Here is a 14,951-nt window from a genome sequence, read left to right on the forward strand (position 1 = left end):
TGACCCTGTCAAGTCCGTGTTCAACATCAGGTGCAACCACGACCAGCAGAGCCACTTAGTAGAACTGCTGGCGCGGCCTTAATGTTCCCTGTTTCCAAGGAACATTTAGGGCACTTGATACACGGACCCAACCGGGTCTCGGCAACCATTGTCTCACGGTTTTCAGGCCGGGTGCCTTTCGCGACGCCGGGTCGGCGATATCGCGGCGGCTTCGCCCGCCGCGTCAGGACCTCATGCCGCGTCCGGGGCAAACTTCTGCCAGGCCGCCTCCCGCCTGGCAGCCCAGCCGCAAAGGGTGCCGCGCCGGCCAAGCTCCGCCAGCAGTTCCGCGAGCCTGTACCCCGGGTGGCCCTGCAGGGCCTGCCGGTAGAGCGCGTCGGCGTAGGAGCCGCGGCCACGGCACCATTCGATCCAGCCCAGCGCCGTCACGGCGGCTGCCGTTGCCTCCCCGTCACCAAGACGGCCGAGCCGTTCCAGGACCCGCTCGAGCCCGACCATCAGGGTCCAGTCCGGAACCGACGGCGCCAGTCCGAGCAGGACTTCCCCGTAACCGGGAACAGCCCCGGCTGCAGGCACGGCGCCGCCGGCGGACCCGCCGCTGCCGGGTGCCACCGGCAGGGGTATCCGCGGAGCGGACTTGGACCGGGAAGTGCGGCCGGACATTGGACCCGGCAGGGGGCTGGGCGTGGGTCGGAGCCGTGAGGCGGGCGTGTTATCGGGGAAAGCGGCGGACCCGGGGTCCGGGTCGAAGATACCGAAGTCCTCGGCGCCGCGTTCGGCCGCAGACCGTCCGGCGGCCGCCATCACCAGGACCGCATCCCGCCATGACGGAATGCACAGGCTGGCCCGCAGGTAGCCGGCGAGTTTCGGTGAGAGCTGAAGCGGCCGGCCAATGGTCCAGGGATCGGGCGTCCCGGAGCCGGTGGTTCCGGCGTCGGTCCCGGAGCCGGTGGTTCCGGCGTCGGTCCCGGAGCCGGTGGTTCCGGCGTCGGTCCCGGAGCCGGTGGTTCCGGCGTCGGTCCCGGCGTCGGTGGTTCCGGCGTCGGTCCCGGAGCCGGTGGTTCCGGGGTCGGGGACGGCACCCCTAGCCACGTCACCCGCGGTGGGGACAGGAAGGTGCTCCTGGCCAATGGCGGCCTGCATGGCCATCATCCAGACGTCGAGGACCTGGTCGAATTGGGCCCGGTCCCGCCGTCGAGGAGAGAATTGCTCCGCCCAGCCGCACTCGGCAAGGCTCACCGCGGGGTCCACCGGCAGCGGCGCCGGGGTGGTCCCCTGGGCGCCGGGGACCGTGCCGACGCTGCTGCCGCGGTAGACCATCTCGGCGTTGAGCCTGCTGTTCCTGATCTGTTCGACCGGACGGCCGGGCATCCCACAGCATTCCGGATCGCTGCAGTCTGCGTTGCGCCAGAACTCAGTACCGATAATCCAGGCGTCCCTCACGGGCAATCCGGCTGCCTCAAGGGCAAGCTCGAGTTCTTTGAGCAGGTCCGCCCACGCATGGCCGTCGCCGGCGCTGTCCGTCTGCGTGTCGGCGCCGGCCTCAGCGTCAGTGAAGAAGGCCAGCAGCGAACCGTCAGCCGCGTCGTCCGCCTGCAGATAGGCCACGACATTCCGGGCAAAACCGGCCAGCATGTCCCTCCGGCCTGAGCCGCCTCCGGGCACGGGGAGGTCGACCCGCAAGGTGGCTCCGAGGCGTTTGCCCTGCAAGGTCATGGCCACGAGGCTGTCTTCCGGCCAGTAACCGAGGGAGTGCGGGATGAAGCCCAGAATGTCTTCGGGGCCGGTAATTCTCAGGTGATCGGGAGCTGTCATAAGTCCAGCTTCGCGGCGGCTGCGTCCCCGGCGACAGTACCGGGTTGCGCTATGTGGATAACCGCGACGAAGTCGGAACCACTATGGCGGAACCAGCGCCAACGGGCGGTGTCCTCCCCCCGCCCCCCGAATGCTGACAGGACGCCGGCCTTTCGCCAAACCGCACTAAACCGCACTATTTCGATGCAGTGGCCTCCACCGTTGCCGCGTTCGCGTCCGCGGCGCGGCGAATCTCTTTGACCTTCGCGATCTGCGGGGCGAGTTCCTGCATTCGGGTTGTCAGGTATTTGTCCAGGACTTTGTCCAGGGCAGCGTGGAACCCGGTCTTGTCCCGGCAGACGGCGTCGGTCACGGCGATTCTGAACTCTTCCTGGCCGCCCGCAGTTTTACCGGCATCGGCGGCCTGCCCCGGGTTAGAAAACGAGGCGTAAGGGGTTTCCTTCATGCAGGCCGCCCAGTCAGCGACTGCTTTGGTAATGCCCGAGTCGCCGGAGGCGGACAGGGCGGCCGGGAAAAACCAGTTGGAGGCGATGCCGGTGGCGAGCATGTAGTTTTCCGCGCTGCCGTAGATCTGTGTCATGGCTTCGCCGCGGCATCCGCCGGAGGACGTTCCCATACCGTCCACCGTGGTCATTGACGCGGTGTCCCCGGGCCCGGTGAGTGCCTTGGTGAAGGCTGGATTGGCGAAGAGTTTGCCGTCTGCGGACCCGGGAGCCGGCTCGTGAGGTCCCTGCGGTCGGGTGCTGGCGTAGCCGCTGGCTTTGGCGGCGTCGACCGTGAGCCGTTTGAATCCGATGGCTCCGTTGAGGTCCATAGTCGTCTCGGAGGCGGGCGGTGTGTAGTCGAAGCCGGCCTTGGCCATGCAGCGGCGGACAGCCTCCTGCATGCCCTTTTCGGCTATCGGATCTGTTGAGGCGTAGGCCTCTGCCTGGCGGATGATCCCTGGGACGGGCTCCGGGGACGCGGTGACCGACGCGGCCGGGATGGCGGCCGCGGCCAGGGCGGCGCCGGTGCCTACGATCAGCACGGCAGCGCCGAAGATCTTCTTTTTCATGGTGGCTCCTTCGGTTGTTTTGGGCAAAGCGGTGGCTGTCCTTCCCGTATTGGGACGGCGTCGGAGGGTGGGGCGGTGCTGCTGTGAGGGCTAGTTGAGGACGTTGTTTTCGTAAGCGAAGGCGACGAGCTGGATGCGGTTCTTCAGCTTCAGTTTCGCCAGGATGCTGCCGACGTGGGATTTCACAGTGGCTTCGCTGAGTACCAGTGAGGCCGCGATTTCGGCGTTTCCCAGCCCTTTGGCGGTAAGGAGAAACACGTCGCGCTCCCTTCCGGACAGGTCTGCCAGCGCGGCGTCGTTCCCGGAAGAGGGCGTGGTGTAGTCGCGTAGCAGTTCGTTGGTGATGGCCGGAGCGATGACTGAGTGCCCCGAGTGAACCGTTCGGATGGCGGCCAGCAGGAAGTCCGGTGTGGTGTCTTTGGTCAGGAAACCGGCGGCGCCGGCCTGGATGGCTCGGACGACGGCTTCGTCATGCTGGATCGTGGTCAGCACGATGATTTTGGTGGCAGTTCCAGTGGACTTTTCCAGGATCGTCCTTGTGGCCGTGATGCCGTCCATGACAGGCATGCGGATGTCCATGAGGAGCACATCAGGGGAGGTCTCCTGCACGAGTTCGACGGCGGCCTCTCCGTTGACGGCTTCGCCGACAAGGTCCATGTCCGCCTGGCTGCGCAGAATCATTTTGAGCCCGGCGCTGAACAGCGGCTGGTCATCGGCCAGGGCAATCCGGATCGGTGTGGTCGTCATGGTTGTGCTCCCTCCAATGAGTGCAGGCGGGGCCCGTTGGAGGCGGCCGCTGCCTGCTGCCTAGGTCCGGCCGACGGGAGGAAGGCCAGTACTTCGAAGGTCTCTTCGCCGCGGACTGTTTCCACCCATCCGCCGGCGGCTGCGGCGCGGGCTTTCATTCCTGCTATCCCGCGGCCCGATGGGGTGGCCTTTGTCGTCGCGGCCGGGCTGGTGATCAGCGAGGAGTTGATGCGGAGCTCAAGGGATCCTGCCGTCCACACCAGGTGCAGGTGCGTACCCTGGCTCCGGTCTCCGTGCTTGAAGGCGTTTGTGAGGCTTTCCTGCGCCAGGCGGTAGACCGTTAGCTGCTGGGCGGCGGTCATGTCCCATGGCTGGCCCGTCGTTTCGATCGTGACCGCCATGCCGCTGGAGCTCAGACGGTCGGCAAGAATCACCAGGTCTTCAATTTTGTGAGTCGGTTGGTTGCTGAGCTCCGTGGAGAAGCCTTCGATGAGCCGGCGCGTTTCGACAAGGGCGGTCCTCGCCGATTCGGCGATGACCTTGGATGCTTCTTCCACGGTTTCCGGTTCTGTGCGGTGGATGAAGCGTATTCCGTCGGCCTGGGCCACGATGACTGTCAGTGAATGTGCCAGGACGTCGTGGAGCTCCCCGGCGATTCTGTTGCGTTCTTGTTCGATGGCGAGTTCGGTCGCGGTCTCCCGCAGCCGTGTTTCCGCCGCGAGCTGCGCCCTTCGGCTCCTCGAGGCGTTGTTTACTGCCACACCGACGGCCCAGGCGGCGAGGTTCAGGGCGGCGAAGGCTCCAAAGATCAGAAAGGCGTAGGTGAGGGTTCGCAGTAATCCCCTGCCGTAGATCGGGCTGGCGAAGATGATGTTGATCCAGGTCTGGTCGGTGAACCAGTTGACGGTGATGATGCCGGCAAATACGACAGCAGCAACGGGGAGGACCCACCGGTTCCGGGCTTTCCAGCCGATGACGGCGACGAAGATGACCACCGGAACGACAGCGTAGCTCAGCACGCCCGAGAGAAAGACCAACGGGAAAACCTTCAGGCTCTGCAGGGCCAAGGCGGCGAAAACCAGCCCCACGGCAGCGGCCGGCAGGACCTCGGCCACAGCGACGCCGGTCAGGAGCGCCAACAGAAGGGCGCTGTTCTGGTCGAAATGTCGCTCCTCCAGGATAAAGAGAGTCCCCAGAAGCAGCACGGACGTGGCCGGTGCCGCGAGGAGCCTCAGAGACTGGATCGGTTTGAACATGCCTTCACCCTAAGCTGGCGTCCACATCTCCAACGCTCGTTCTGAGTTAGTTCAACCCCGATAATGAACAACTTCAGCCATACGGATGACGGATCAGCCCGGCCCACCACATATTCAGGGCGTGCGGCGGCGCTCCGCGACCAGCCTGCGCTGCTCGGCCAGGGACTTGAGCAGGGGTGGAACCATGACTCCCTGGGCCGCCATTTGGCGCCGGACCTTCCGCCGGGTCACCACGATGGCTCCTGCTCCCCCGGCCAGCAGCAGGAACTGCACGCTCAGGGCCACGCGGAACGGATCCAGGCCGTAGAGCTCCCCCTGCGAGAACCCGGTGGCATGCAGGACGTCGAGCACCAGCCCGATCAGGTAAATGGACACGAGCGCGGCGATGAAGCCACCCACGTTGACGATCCCGGTGGCGGTGCCGAGCCGGTGGGCCGGGTTGAAGGTCCGGGCGAAATCGAAGCCGATCATGGAACCGGGGCCGCCGACGGCGAGGGTCACCACCAGCGCAGCCAGGAGCCAGAGCGGCGCGCGTCCCGGCACCAGCAGAACTGCCGCCCAGGCGGCAGCGGTGCATCCGGAAATGAGCAGCACCATAGTGGAGCGCCGCAGCGGATGCCGGGCAACGAATCTGCCCATCAGCGGTCCGGCGGCGATGGCGCCGGCGACGTACAGCGCCATGAGGGCCGAGACCGTGCCGCGGTCCAGTCCCTCGGCGGAAATCAGGAAGGGGTAGCCCCACGTCATGGCAAAAACCGTGCCGCTGAACTGGACGGTGAAGTGGCTCCACAGCCCGAGCCGGGTCCCGGGTTGCCGCCAGGCGTGCGCCAGCGAGATGCCGGTGGCGCGCAGCCCTTGGGACTGTGCCGGTGGGGGGTGCCCGGGCGGAAGGTCCTGGAGCAGGATCAGGACCAGCACGACGGCGAGGCCGGACATCGCGGCGAGCGTCAGGAAGGCCGGGGTCCACCCCGCGGAGTGCAGGATCATGGCGAACGGCACCACGCTGAAGAGCTGGCCGAGCTGGCCGGACATGCCGGTCAGCTGCGTCAGGAGCGGGACGCGCCCCGGGGCGAACCAGAGCGGGATGAGCCGGATGACGGAAATAAACGTCATGGCGTCACCGGCGCCCACCAGGACGCGTCCCAGGACTCCGCCGGGTATGTTGTCGGCAAACGCCAGCTGAAGCTGGCCGAGTCCCATCAGGACACCACCGCCCGCCAGCATCGCGCGGGAGCCGAACCGGTCCACCAGAATGCCCACGGGAATCTGCAGCGCCGCATAAACCAGCAGCTGCAGCACGGTGAAGAAGGAGATCTCCGCGGCGCTGGCGTGGAAGCGTTCCGTTGCCTCCAGGCCGACCACCCCGAACGAGGTCCGTTGGCTGACCGCCACGAGATAGGCGAAGATCCCGACGATCCAGATCAGCCAGGCGCGGGGAGAGGTCACTCCCCCATTATGCCCGGTTCATGATAAATAGTATTTATTCGCCGGGTTCTTTACGGGCCAGGTACGCCTCGACGGCGGCACCAAGGGCGTCGGCATTGGGGAGCTGGTCGTTCTCATCAGCCAGCAGCGACCTCCGGACCGTCCCCTCGGCCTTTTCGTCGTACCGGGTCTCCAGCCGTGAGACCACCTGCTGGACCTCCTCGGATGCCTCGATCTGCTCGGCTATCTGCCGGCCCACCTCGCGTCCCGCCTCGCGCAAACGATCGGTCGGCAGCATGAGCGACGTTGCCGCGCCCAGGTACTCGAGCCCGGCCACGGCGGCCGTGGGGTACTCGGCTTCGGCCAGGTAGTGCGGCACATGGATCACATAGCCGGCGATGTTCCGGCCGGCCTCCGTCAGCCGCAGCTCCAGGATGTGGCCCACCGCGGCCGGCACCTCCACCGTGGGCTTCCAGACCGAGATTCCCTCGATCAGCTCCGGCCGGTTGCCGTGCACGGTCACACCGACCGGCCGGGTATGGGGCACGGGCATCGGGATCGAATGGATCCAGGTGACGAGGTTGACGTCGAGCTCTTCGACGAGGCCGACGACGGCGCGAGCGAAGCGCTCCCATTGCAGGTCCGGCTCGAACCCCGCGAGGAGCAGGAACGGGCTGCCCAGTCCGTCGACCAGCCGGTAGAGGGCCAGGCTCGGTGCCTGGTAGTCCTGCAGGTGGTCCTCGACGAAGCTGACCTGCGGGCGCCGGGACCTGTAGTCGATCAGCTGGTCGGCGTCGAACTCGGCGATCATCTCGGTATCGAGCGTGTCCAGCAGTTCAGCGGTGATCTGCCGGACCACGTGGCCCGCGTCGGCGAAGCCGGTGAACCCCATGACGAGGTTGAGTCCGCGCAGTTCGGTGCTGGAGAACAGCGCGTCATCACGGATATAGAGCGACTGGGGATCCAGCAAAGAGCCGGAAATCCGTTCAATCACGGCGTGTTCCTTTCACGATGGCGGCGGTGGGAGAAGCGGTGCGCAATCCGCCATTCGGGCGGTGCCTGGCAGAACGGCCAGTCAGGCAGATCCTGCCGGCCAGTCCCATGGAGCACTCACCGCTCCGCAGCGTCTCTACCAATACAACGCCCCGGCGCCCGGGCTAATTCCTGCCCGGGGTGTGCTCCAGCTCTCATTCGATTGAATTTCCGCACGGTCGAGAGACTACGATCGGTGATGGCCCTAGGGCTTGTTTTGCAGACACCGGGTTGCGTCCCAGACCGACGGCGCCCCGGGATCCGTGGCAGGACGCCAAACATGCAGTTCCTGCCGAATATCACCGAGAACCATCACAGAGAATTGAGGACTGTCCTCGTGGTCAAGAATAGTGAAGTCAAACTTAGTGCAGTCGCAGGGGATTTGAAGAAGTCCCCCAGCGATGCCCTCGTCATCGGCGTCGGACAGGGTCCTGACGGCCCCGTTCTGCTCGACAATCCGCTGACGGCCAAGGCCGCGGAGGCCCTGGCGGAATCACTGAGCGTTCTTGGCATCACCGGCGCGGCGGACCAGGCTCACCGGCTGCCCGGCCTGCCCGAGGCGGGAGCGACCATCCTGCTGCTCGCCGGCGTCGGCAAGCTTTCCGCCACGCAGCCGCTCTCCGAGGAGGCACTGCGCCGCGCCGCCGGCTCGGCCGTCCGCCAGCTGGCCGGCGTCGCCACCGTCACCCTGGCCCTGCCCACCACCACCCTGGCCGAGGTCGCGGCGGTCGCCGAGGGCGCCGCGATGGGCGCCTACTCCTATACAGAGTTCCGGTCCTCCAAGGACGGGCTCAAGGACCCGGTGAAGAACGTCATCATCCGCACCGACTTCGCCACGGACAAGGCGCTGGCGCCGGTCCTGAACCGGGCATCCCTGATCGGCACGGCCGTGAACGCGACCCGCACGCTGGTCAACCAGCCGCCGAGCCACCTCTACCCCGAGTCCTTTGCCGACGCCGCCAAGGAACTGTCCAAGGGCCTGCCGGTGAAGGTGACCGTCTGGGACGAGAAGCGTCTTGAGAAGGAGGGATTCGGCGGCATCCTCGGCGTCGGCAAGGGCTCCACACGGCAGCCTCGCCTCGTAAAGGTCGAATACGCCCCGGCGAAGGCCACGGCCAAGATCGCCCTCGTGGGCAAGGGCATCACCTTTGACACGGGCGGCATCTCCATCAAGCCGGCCCTGGGCATGGGCGACATGAAGTCCGACATGGCGGGTGCCGCCGTCGTCCTCAACACCGTCCTGGCCCTCGCGGGCCTCGGGCTGCCCGTCAAGGCGACCGCGTGGCTCTGCATCGCCGAGAACATGCCCTCCGGCGCTGCACAGCGCCCGGCGGACGTTCTGACGATGTTCGGCGGCAAGACCGTCGAGGTCCTCAACACCGACGCCGAGGGTCGCCTGGTCATGGCCGATGGCATCGTCGCCGCCAGCCAGGAATTCCCGGATGCCATCATCGACGTCGCAACCCTCACCGGCGCCCAGCTCATTGCTCTGGGCGACCGCACGGCCGGCGTGATGGGTTCCGACTCCCTTACCGGCGCCATCAAGACCGCCGCGGACCGGGCCGGCGAGCTCGTCTGGCCCATGCCGCTGCCGGAAGAACTCCGGGCCAGCCTCGACTCCCAGGTCGCCGACATCGCCAACATTGGCGAACGCCACGGCGGCATGATGACGGCGGCCGTCTTCCTGCGCGAGTTCGTCGGCAAGGGCAAGGACGGGGAACAGATCCCGTGGGCGCACATCGACATCGCCGGCCCGTCGTTTAACAACGGCAGCCCCTACGGCTACAACCACAAACAGGGCACGGGCTGCACCGTCCGCACCTTGGTGGCCTACGTCGAGGACATCCTCACCAAGACCGTCTAGCGCGCATCGCGGCTTTGTGGCCGGGGCGGCGATGCCTTCCCGGCCACAAAGGCGCGTGACACTGGACACAAGCGCTCCACAAACGCCATGGCAAGGTGGAGCATGTATTAGTGGTTCGCTAAGGTAAACCTTGTTTCCCAGAAGCAGACCCCAATGTAGTAGTCACAAATGAAAGGGAACCGGCCGGCTGGCACAATCACAGCAGACAGGTTCCAAGACCAGATGATGCGTACTCTCGTGTCATCGTTCACGCGAGGGAGCGTTTTAGTGGCCGATCAGGCAACTGCGCAAGAATTCGACATCCTGGTACTCGGCGGCGGCAGCGGCGGCTACGCCACCGCACTGCGTGCTGTCCAGCTTGGCCTCACCGTCGGCCTCATCGAAAAGGGCAAGCTCGGCGGCACCTGCCTGCACAACGGCTGTATCCCCACCAAGGCCCTGCTGCACTCGGCAGAGCTGGCGGACCACGCCCGCGACTCGGCCAAGTACGGCGTCAACGTGACCCTTGACAGCATCGACATCACGGCTGTCAACGCTTACAAGGACGGCATCATTGCCGGCAAGTTCAAGGGCCTGCAGGGTCTGATCAAGGGCAAGAAGGGCATCACCGTCATTGAGGGTGAAGGCAAGCTTCAGGGCACCGACACCGTCGTTGTGAACGGCACCGCGTACAAGGGCAAGAACATTGTCCTCGCGACCGGCTCTTACTCCCGCACCCTGCCGGGCCTGGAAATCGGCGGCAAGGTCATCACCTCCGACGAAGCCCTCACCATGGATTACATCCCCAAGAGCGCGATCATCCTGGGCGGCGGCGTAATCGGCGTCGAGTTCGCCTCGGTCTGGAAGTCCTTCGGCGTCGACGTCACGATCGTCGAAGGCCTCCCGTCGCTGGTTCCGAACGAGGACGCCACGATCGTCAAGGCCTTCGAGCGTGCCTTCAAGAAGCGCGGCATCAAGTTCTCCACCGGTGTCTTCTTCCAGGGCGTCGAGCAGAACGACGACGGCGTCAAGGTCACCCTCGTGGACGGCAAGACCTTCGAGGCCGACCTCCTGCTCGTAGCTGTGGGCCGTGGCCCCGTCACGGCAAACCTCGGCTACGAAGAGGCCGGGATCACGATCGACCGCGGCTTCGTCATCACCAACGAGCGCCTGCACACCGGCGTCGGCAACATCTTCGCCGTCGGCGACATCGTCCCCGGCGTGCAGCTCGCGCACCGCGGCTACCAGCAGGGCATCTTCGTCGCCGAAGAGATCGCCGGCCTGAAGCCGGTCATCGTCGAGGACGTCAACATCCCCAAGGTCACCTACTCCGAACCCGAGATCGCCACTGTCGGCTACAGCGAGAAGGCCGCCAAGGAGAAGTTCGGCGAGGACCAGATCCAGACCCAGGAATACAACCTGGCCGGCAACGGCAAGAGCTCCATCCTGGGCACGTCCGGCCTGGTCAAGCTGGTCCGCCAGAAGGACGGCCCCGTGGTCGGCGTCCACATGATCGGCGCCCGCATGGGCGAGCAGATCGGTGAAGCACAGCTGATCGTGAACTGGGAAGCCTACCCGGAGGACGTGGCCCAGCTGGTCCACGCCCACCCCACCCAGAACGAATCCCTGGGCGAGGCGCATCTGGCGCTGGCGGGCAAGCCCCTCCACGGCTAGCAGCTCCGCCCGCACCATCGCATGAACTCAGAGCCTGGTGCACCCGGCCCGAAAAGCCGGGTGCACTAAGCTCGACCAAGGCAGCAATCATCCGCACTAAAGATCAATAAGGAGAACGGGGACGACATGTCTGAATCCGTTAACTTGCCCGCCCTCGGTGAGAGCGTCACCGAAGGAACCGTCACCCGCTGGCTCAAGCAGGTCGGTGACCGGGTAGAGGTGGACGAGCCGCTGCTCGAAGTCTCCACCGACAAAGTCGACACCGAGATCCCCTCTCCGATCGCCGGCGTGATCGAGGAAATCCTCGTCGCCGAGGACGAGACCGCTGAAGTTGGCGCCCCGCTGGTCCGCATCGGCTCCGGCGAGGCCGCCCCCGCAGAGGCTCCGGCCGCAGCCGCCGAAGAGGCACCGGCTCCCGCCGCAGCTGCGCCGGCCGCAGAAGAGGCTCCCGCGGAGGCTCCGGCCGCCGAGGCCCCTGCCGCCGCTCCGGATTCTGCTCCGGATTCTGCTCCAGCGGGTGAAGGACACGACGTCACGCTGCCTGCCCTGGGTGAAAGCGTCACCGAAGGCACTGTGACCCGCTGGCTGAAGAGCATCGGCGACACCGTAGAGGTCGACGAGCCGCTGCTCGAGGTTTCCACCGACAAGGTCGACACCGAAATCCCGTCCCCGGTTGCCGGAACCCTTCTGGAAATCCGCGTCAACGAGGACGAGACGGCCGAGGTCGGCTCCGTCCTGGCCGTCATCGGTTCCGGCGCCGCGGCACCGGCCGCACCGGCGCCCGCCGCGGCCCCCAAACAGGAAGCAGCACCGGAAGCTCCCAAGCAGGAAGCGCCGGCCGCCCCCGCACCGGCAGCAGCACCGGAGGCTCCCAAGCAGGAAGCTCCCGCAGCGGCTGCTCCGTCAGCTCCCGCTGCTCCGTCAGCTCCCGCGCCTGCGGCAGCAGCTGCCGCACCGGCAGAGTCCGGCTACGTCACTCCCCTGGTCCGCAAGCTGGCCAACCAGCAGGGTGTCGACATCGCTGCCCTGACCGGCACCGGCGTCGGCGGCCGCATCCGCAAGCAGGACGTGCTGGCAGCTGCCGAGGCAAAGGCTGCACCGGCCGCCTCCGCACCCGCGGCAGCCCCCGCCGCATCTGCGCCGGCAGCCGCGGCATCCGCAGGCGCAGCGTCCTCGCTGCGCGGCACCGTGCAGAAGGCCCCGCGCATCCGCCAGGTCATTGCCCGCCGCATGCGCGAGTCGCTGGACATCTCCACCCAGCTGACCCAGGTCCATGAGGTCGACATGACCAAGGTTGCCAAGCTGCGCGCCAAGGCCAAGAACTCCTTCCAGGCCCAGAACGGCTCCAAGCTGACCTTCCTGCCCTTCATCGCCAAGGCTGTTGCCGAGGCCCTGAAGCAGCACCCGAAGGTCAACGCCTCCTACGACGAGGACAAGCAGGAGATCACCTACCACAACGCTGAGCACCTGGCGATTGCGGTGGACACCGACAAGGGCTTGCTGGTTCCGGTCATCTCGGATGCCGGCAACCTGAACCTGGCAGGCCTGGCCGGCAAGATCGCCGACGTCGCCGACCGCACCCGCAACGGCAAGATCGGCCCGGACGAGCTCTCCGGCGGCACCTTCAGCATCACCAACATCGGTTCGGTGGGTGCCCTGTTCGACACCCCGATCATCAACCAGCCGCAGGTTGCCATCCTCGGCACCGGCGCGATCGTCAAGCGGGCCGTAGTGGTCGCCGACGAGAACGGCGATGACTCGCTGGCCATCCGTTCGATGATGTACCTCTCCCTGACGTACGATCACCGCCTGGTCGACGGCGCCGACGCGGGACGCTTCCTGCAGACGCTGAAGGCACGCCTTGAGGAAGGCGCCTTCGAGGCCGACCTCGGACTCTAGGGTCTAAAAGCGCACACCGACGGCGACGGCGGTGCGGGCTCCGGTGGGAAACCACCGGGCGCCCGTGCCGCCGTCGCCGTTTTTGCTGTTCCGCCCCGGGGCCGCGGCGGGTCCTACTACGGTGCGTAGAAGACTCTGGCTACACTGATGCCATGAACATCGTCTATAACGTCATGGTCTTCCTGCACATCATCGGCGCCGCCATGATTGTCGGCATCTGGATCGGCCAGATGAAGAAGCCCACCGTCCACCCGCGCCAGTTCGACGGCGCAATGCTGCAGCTGATCACGGGCATCATCATGATGGGGCTGATCCCGGCCCTGGACATGAACGCCAACTACGCCAAGCTCGGCGTCAAGCTTGTCATCGCCCTGATCGTCGGCGTCCTGGCCTTCATTGGCCGCCGCAAGTACAAGAAGGGCGAGCCGATCAGCAAGGGCCTCGCGAACAGCGTTGGCGGCCTGGCACTGCTCAACGTCGCGATCGCGACCCTGTGGCAGTAACCGGCTGACTGCACCGGCCATGACGGCGCCGCTCCCCCCGCCGGGGTGCGGCGCCGCCGTCGTTTAACTGCCGCCGTTAAACCGGCTTGTCAGTCGCCGGCGATGCAGAATTCGTTGCCCTCGGGATCCTGCATGACATCCCAGTGGAAGTCGCCGATGTCATTGCCCTCCACGAACCGGGCACCGAGGGACTCGGCGCGGGCGCGCAACGCCGCAGGGTCGGGCCCATGGATGTCCAGGTGCAGGCGCCGCCTGCCCTCCGTGGGGTCCTGGACCTGCTGGAAGGCCAGCTGCGGGGCTCCGGTGCCGGCGGGTTCCAGCCAGACGAACTGCTCGAAGCGCGAGGAGACCGCCGTGCCCAACAAGTCGGCCCAGAACTGGGCCAGGCGCCCGGCGTCGACGGCGTTGACCATAATCGTGGCGATACGCGCCACGGGCGCCCCTGGCATCTGCGCATCTTCGGTAAGTTCCATGACGACACTGTACGGGTCACAATCCTCTGACAGCGGAACCCCCGTGCGGCGGCCGCACAGAATCCCTAGGATTGATCACGGCAGGCTCCGGCACCAGCCGGACCCCTGATTCACAACGACGTCGAGGAGTGGACATGGCTACAACACGCACCGCACACACTGTATGGAATGGCGACCTGATGACAGGCGCCGGCAACACCACCCTGGACAGCTCCGGGCTGGGCAACTTCGACGTCACCTGGAAGGCGCGCGCCGAGGCCGCCGAGGGCAAGACCAGCCCCGAGGAGCTCATTGCGGCAGCGCACTCCGCGTGCTTCTCGATGGCGTTCAGCAACGCCCTGGCCCAGGCCGGCCACACGGCCGAGGAGATCAACACCAAGGCCGACCTGACCTTCCAGCCGGGTACCGGGATCACCGGCAGCCACCTCACCCTGGCCGCGCGCGTCCCCGGCATTTCCGCCGACGATTTCCAGCGGCTGGCCGAGGAAGCCAAGACCGGCTGCCCCGTCTCCGCTGCCCTGACCGGCATCGAGATCACCCTGGACGCCACCCTGGCCTCCTAGCCCGGCCGCAGTAAGACGAAGGCCCCCGCCGCCCTGGATGTCCAGGGTGGCGGGGGCCTTGCCATCTGTCCTGCGCGGACCGTCTGTGCGGGCCGCGCCCGGGAGCGCCTAGGTGTACTGCCCAGGGACGTTGGTTCGGTGAATGTGATGACTCGCTGGAGTCGTTGACCTAAAGGTGAGGACCTCCGGTTGCACAGTGGAGTTGCTTAGACAACCGCTGCAGCGACCAGGAGGTCCTCGTGTCCCACGCTAATGCCGCTTTGACTCCACGCCAACGTTTGCGCGTCGCGCGTCTGGTCGTAGACCACGGCTGGCCGGTGTCCCGGGCTGCCGAGCGGTTCAATTGCTCCTGGCCCACGGCCAAACGGTGGGCGGCCCGCTACGCCGCGATGGGTCAGGCGGGTATGGCTGACAGATCCTCCCGCCCGCACCGGGTGGCGAACCGGACGCCGCAGCAGCTGGTGCGCAAGGTCGTGCATCTGCGCTGGAAGCAGCGTCTGGGCCCGGTCGCGATCGGCGCGAAGCTGGCCATGCCGGCCTCGACCGTGCACGCGGTTCTGGTCCGGTGCCGGCTGAACCGGCTGCATCACGTGGACAAGCGCACCGGGGAGGTCATCCGCCGCTACGAGCATGAGACTCCTGGAGCGATGATCCACGTCGATGTGAA

13 protein-coding genes are annotated in these 14,951 nt (G+C 66.4%); 6 read left to right on the forward strand and 7 right to left on the reverse strand.

The features are described 5' to 3' along the window. Positions 1-231: 231 nt before the first annotated feature. The 6 genes from AC1DNG_RS06555 to AC1DNG_RS06580 all read right to left on the reverse strand — a co-directional run bounded on the left by AC1DNG_RS06555 (position 232) and on the right by AC1DNG_RS06580 (position 7,291). Positions 232-1,815 carry a DUF4192 family protein gene (locus tag AC1DNG_RS06555; protein ID WP_476886950.1) on the reverse strand — a complete coding sequence of 528 codons (1,584 nt, stop codon included), beginning with the start codon at positions 1,813-1,815 and terminating at the stop codon, positions 232-234. A gap of 175 nt (positions 1,816-1,990) precedes the next feature. Continuing rightward, positions 1,991-2,869, reverse strand: a complete 879-nt coding sequence (locus tag AC1DNG_RS06560; protein ID WP_476857964.1) for a hypothetical protein — start codon at positions 2,867-2,869, stop codon at positions 1,991-1,993. A 90-nt stretch (positions 2,870-2,959) separates the two neighbouring features. Continuing rightward, on the reverse strand, positions 2,960-3,616 hold the full coding sequence (locus AC1DNG_RS06565) for a response regulator (protein ID WP_476859821.1): 657 nt from the start codon (positions 3,614-3,616) through the stop codon (positions 2,960-2,962). Next, entirely contained in the window at positions 3,613-4,872 is a 1,260-nt protein-coding gene (locus tag AC1DNG_RS06570; protein WP_476886951.1) for a sensor histidine kinase, read from the reverse strand. Before AC1DNG_RS06570 ends, AC1DNG_RS06565 begins: the two co-directional genes overlap by 4 nt. A gap of 114 nt (positions 4,873-4,986) precedes the next feature. Further along, positions 4,987-6,318: an MFS transporter gene (locus AC1DNG_RS06575; RefSeq protein ID WP_476886952.1), complete on the reverse strand. Its 1,332-nt coding sequence runs from the start codon at positions 6,316-6,318 to the stop codon at positions 4,987-4,989. 34 nt (positions 6,319-6,352) lie between these two features. Beyond that, the gene (locus tag AC1DNG_RS06580) at positions 6,353-7,291 is read right to left on the reverse strand and encodes a proteasome assembly chaperone family protein (RefSeq protein WP_476850450.1); all 939 of its coding nucleotides are present in this window, start codon (positions 7,289-7,291) and stop codon (positions 6,353-6,355) included. Positions 7,292-7,666: 375 nt separating this feature from the next. Between AC1DNG_RS06580 and AC1DNG_RS06585 the strand changes: the two genes are divergently transcribed. From AC1DNG_RS06585 to AC1DNG_RS06600, 4 genes are all read left to right on the forward strand, one after another. Continuing rightward, positions 7,667-9,193: a leucyl aminopeptidase gene (locus AC1DNG_RS06585; RefSeq protein WP_476859825.1), complete on the forward strand. Its 1,527-nt coding sequence runs from the start codon at positions 7,667-7,669 to the stop codon at positions 9,191-9,193. Positions 9,194-9,460: 267 nt separating this feature from the next. Beyond that, the gene (gene lpdA, locus AC1DNG_RS06590) at positions 9,461-10,846 is read left to right on the forward strand and encodes a dihydrolipoyl dehydrogenase (RefSeq protein WP_018772391.1); all 1,386 of its coding nucleotides are present in this window, start codon (positions 9,461-9,463) and stop codon (positions 10,844-10,846) included. A 126-nt stretch (positions 10,847-10,972) separates the two neighbouring features. Further along, positions 10,973-12,745: a 2-oxoglutarate dehydrogenase, E2 component, dihydrolipoamide succinyltransferase gene (sucB, locus tag AC1DNG_RS06595; RefSeq protein ID WP_476886953.1), complete on the forward strand. Its 1,773-nt coding sequence runs from the start codon at positions 10,973-10,975 to the stop codon at positions 12,743-12,745. A 152-nt stretch (positions 12,746-12,897) separates the two neighbouring features. After that, positions 12,898-13,248 carry a hypothetical protein gene (locus AC1DNG_RS06600; protein ID WP_018772389.1) on the forward strand — a complete coding sequence of 117 codons (351 nt, stop codon included), beginning with the start codon at positions 12,898-12,900 and terminating at the stop codon, positions 13,246-13,248. Positions 13,249-13,337: 89 nt separating this feature from the next. Here the strand turns inward: AC1DNG_RS06600 and AC1DNG_RS06605 are convergent, their stop codons facing one another. After that, a complete protein-coding gene (locus tag AC1DNG_RS06605; protein ID WP_476886954.1) occupies positions 13,338-13,721 on the reverse strand; it encodes a VOC family protein in 384 nt (127 codons plus the stop codon). Positions 13,722-13,855: 134 nt separating this feature from the next. Between AC1DNG_RS06605 and AC1DNG_RS06610 the strand changes: the two genes are divergently transcribed. Together AC1DNG_RS06610 and AC1DNG_RS06615 are read left to right on the forward strand one after the other, a co-directional pair. Further along, positions 13,856-14,284 carry an OsmC family protein gene (locus tag AC1DNG_RS06610; RefSeq protein WP_476886955.1) on the forward strand — a complete coding sequence of 143 codons (429 nt, stop codon included), beginning with the start codon at positions 13,856-13,858 and terminating at the stop codon, positions 14,282-14,284. A gap of 239 nt (positions 14,285-14,523) precedes the next feature. Then, on the forward strand, positions 14,524-14,951 hold a 428-nt coding region (locus AC1DNG_RS06615), incomplete at its 3' end, for a helix-turn-helix domain-containing protein (RefSeq protein WP_476886956.1).

The organism is Arthrobacter sp. 01T425 (genome assembly GCF_056398725.1).

Excerpts from the sequence above, each read along its gene's own strand:
- AC1DNG_RS06555 (WP_476886950.1), bottom strand. The coding sequence starts at position 1,815 with ATGACAGCTCCCGATCACCTGAGAATTACCGGCCCCGAAGACATTCTG.
- AC1DNG_RS06560 (WP_476857964.1), bottom strand. The coding sequence starts at position 2,869 with ATGAAAAAGAAGATCTTCGGCGCTGCCGTGCTGATCGTAGGCACCGGC.
- AC1DNG_RS06565 (WP_476859821.1), bottom strand. The coding sequence starts at position 3,616 with ATGACGACCACACCGATCCGGATTGCCCTGGCCGATGACCAGCCGCTG.
- AC1DNG_RS06570 (WP_476886951.1), bottom strand. The coding sequence starts at position 4,872 with ATGTTCAAACCGATCCAGTCTCTGAGGCTCCTCGCGGCACCGGCCACG.
- sucB (WP_476886953.1), top strand. The coding sequence starts at position 10,973 with ATGTCTGAATCCGTTAACTTGCCCGCCCTCGGTGAGAGCGTCACCGAA.
- AC1DNG_RS06600 (WP_018772389.1), top strand. The coding sequence starts at position 12,898 with ATGAACATCGTCTATAACGTCATGGTCTTCCTGCACATCATCGGCGCC.
- AC1DNG_RS06605 (WP_476886954.1), bottom strand. The coding sequence starts at position 13,721 with ATGGAACTTACCGAAGATGCGCAGATGCCAGGGGCGCCCGTGGCGCGT.
- AC1DNG_RS06610 (WP_476886955.1), top strand. The coding sequence starts at position 13,856 with ATGGCTACAACACGCACCGCACACACTGTATGGAATGGCGACCTGATG.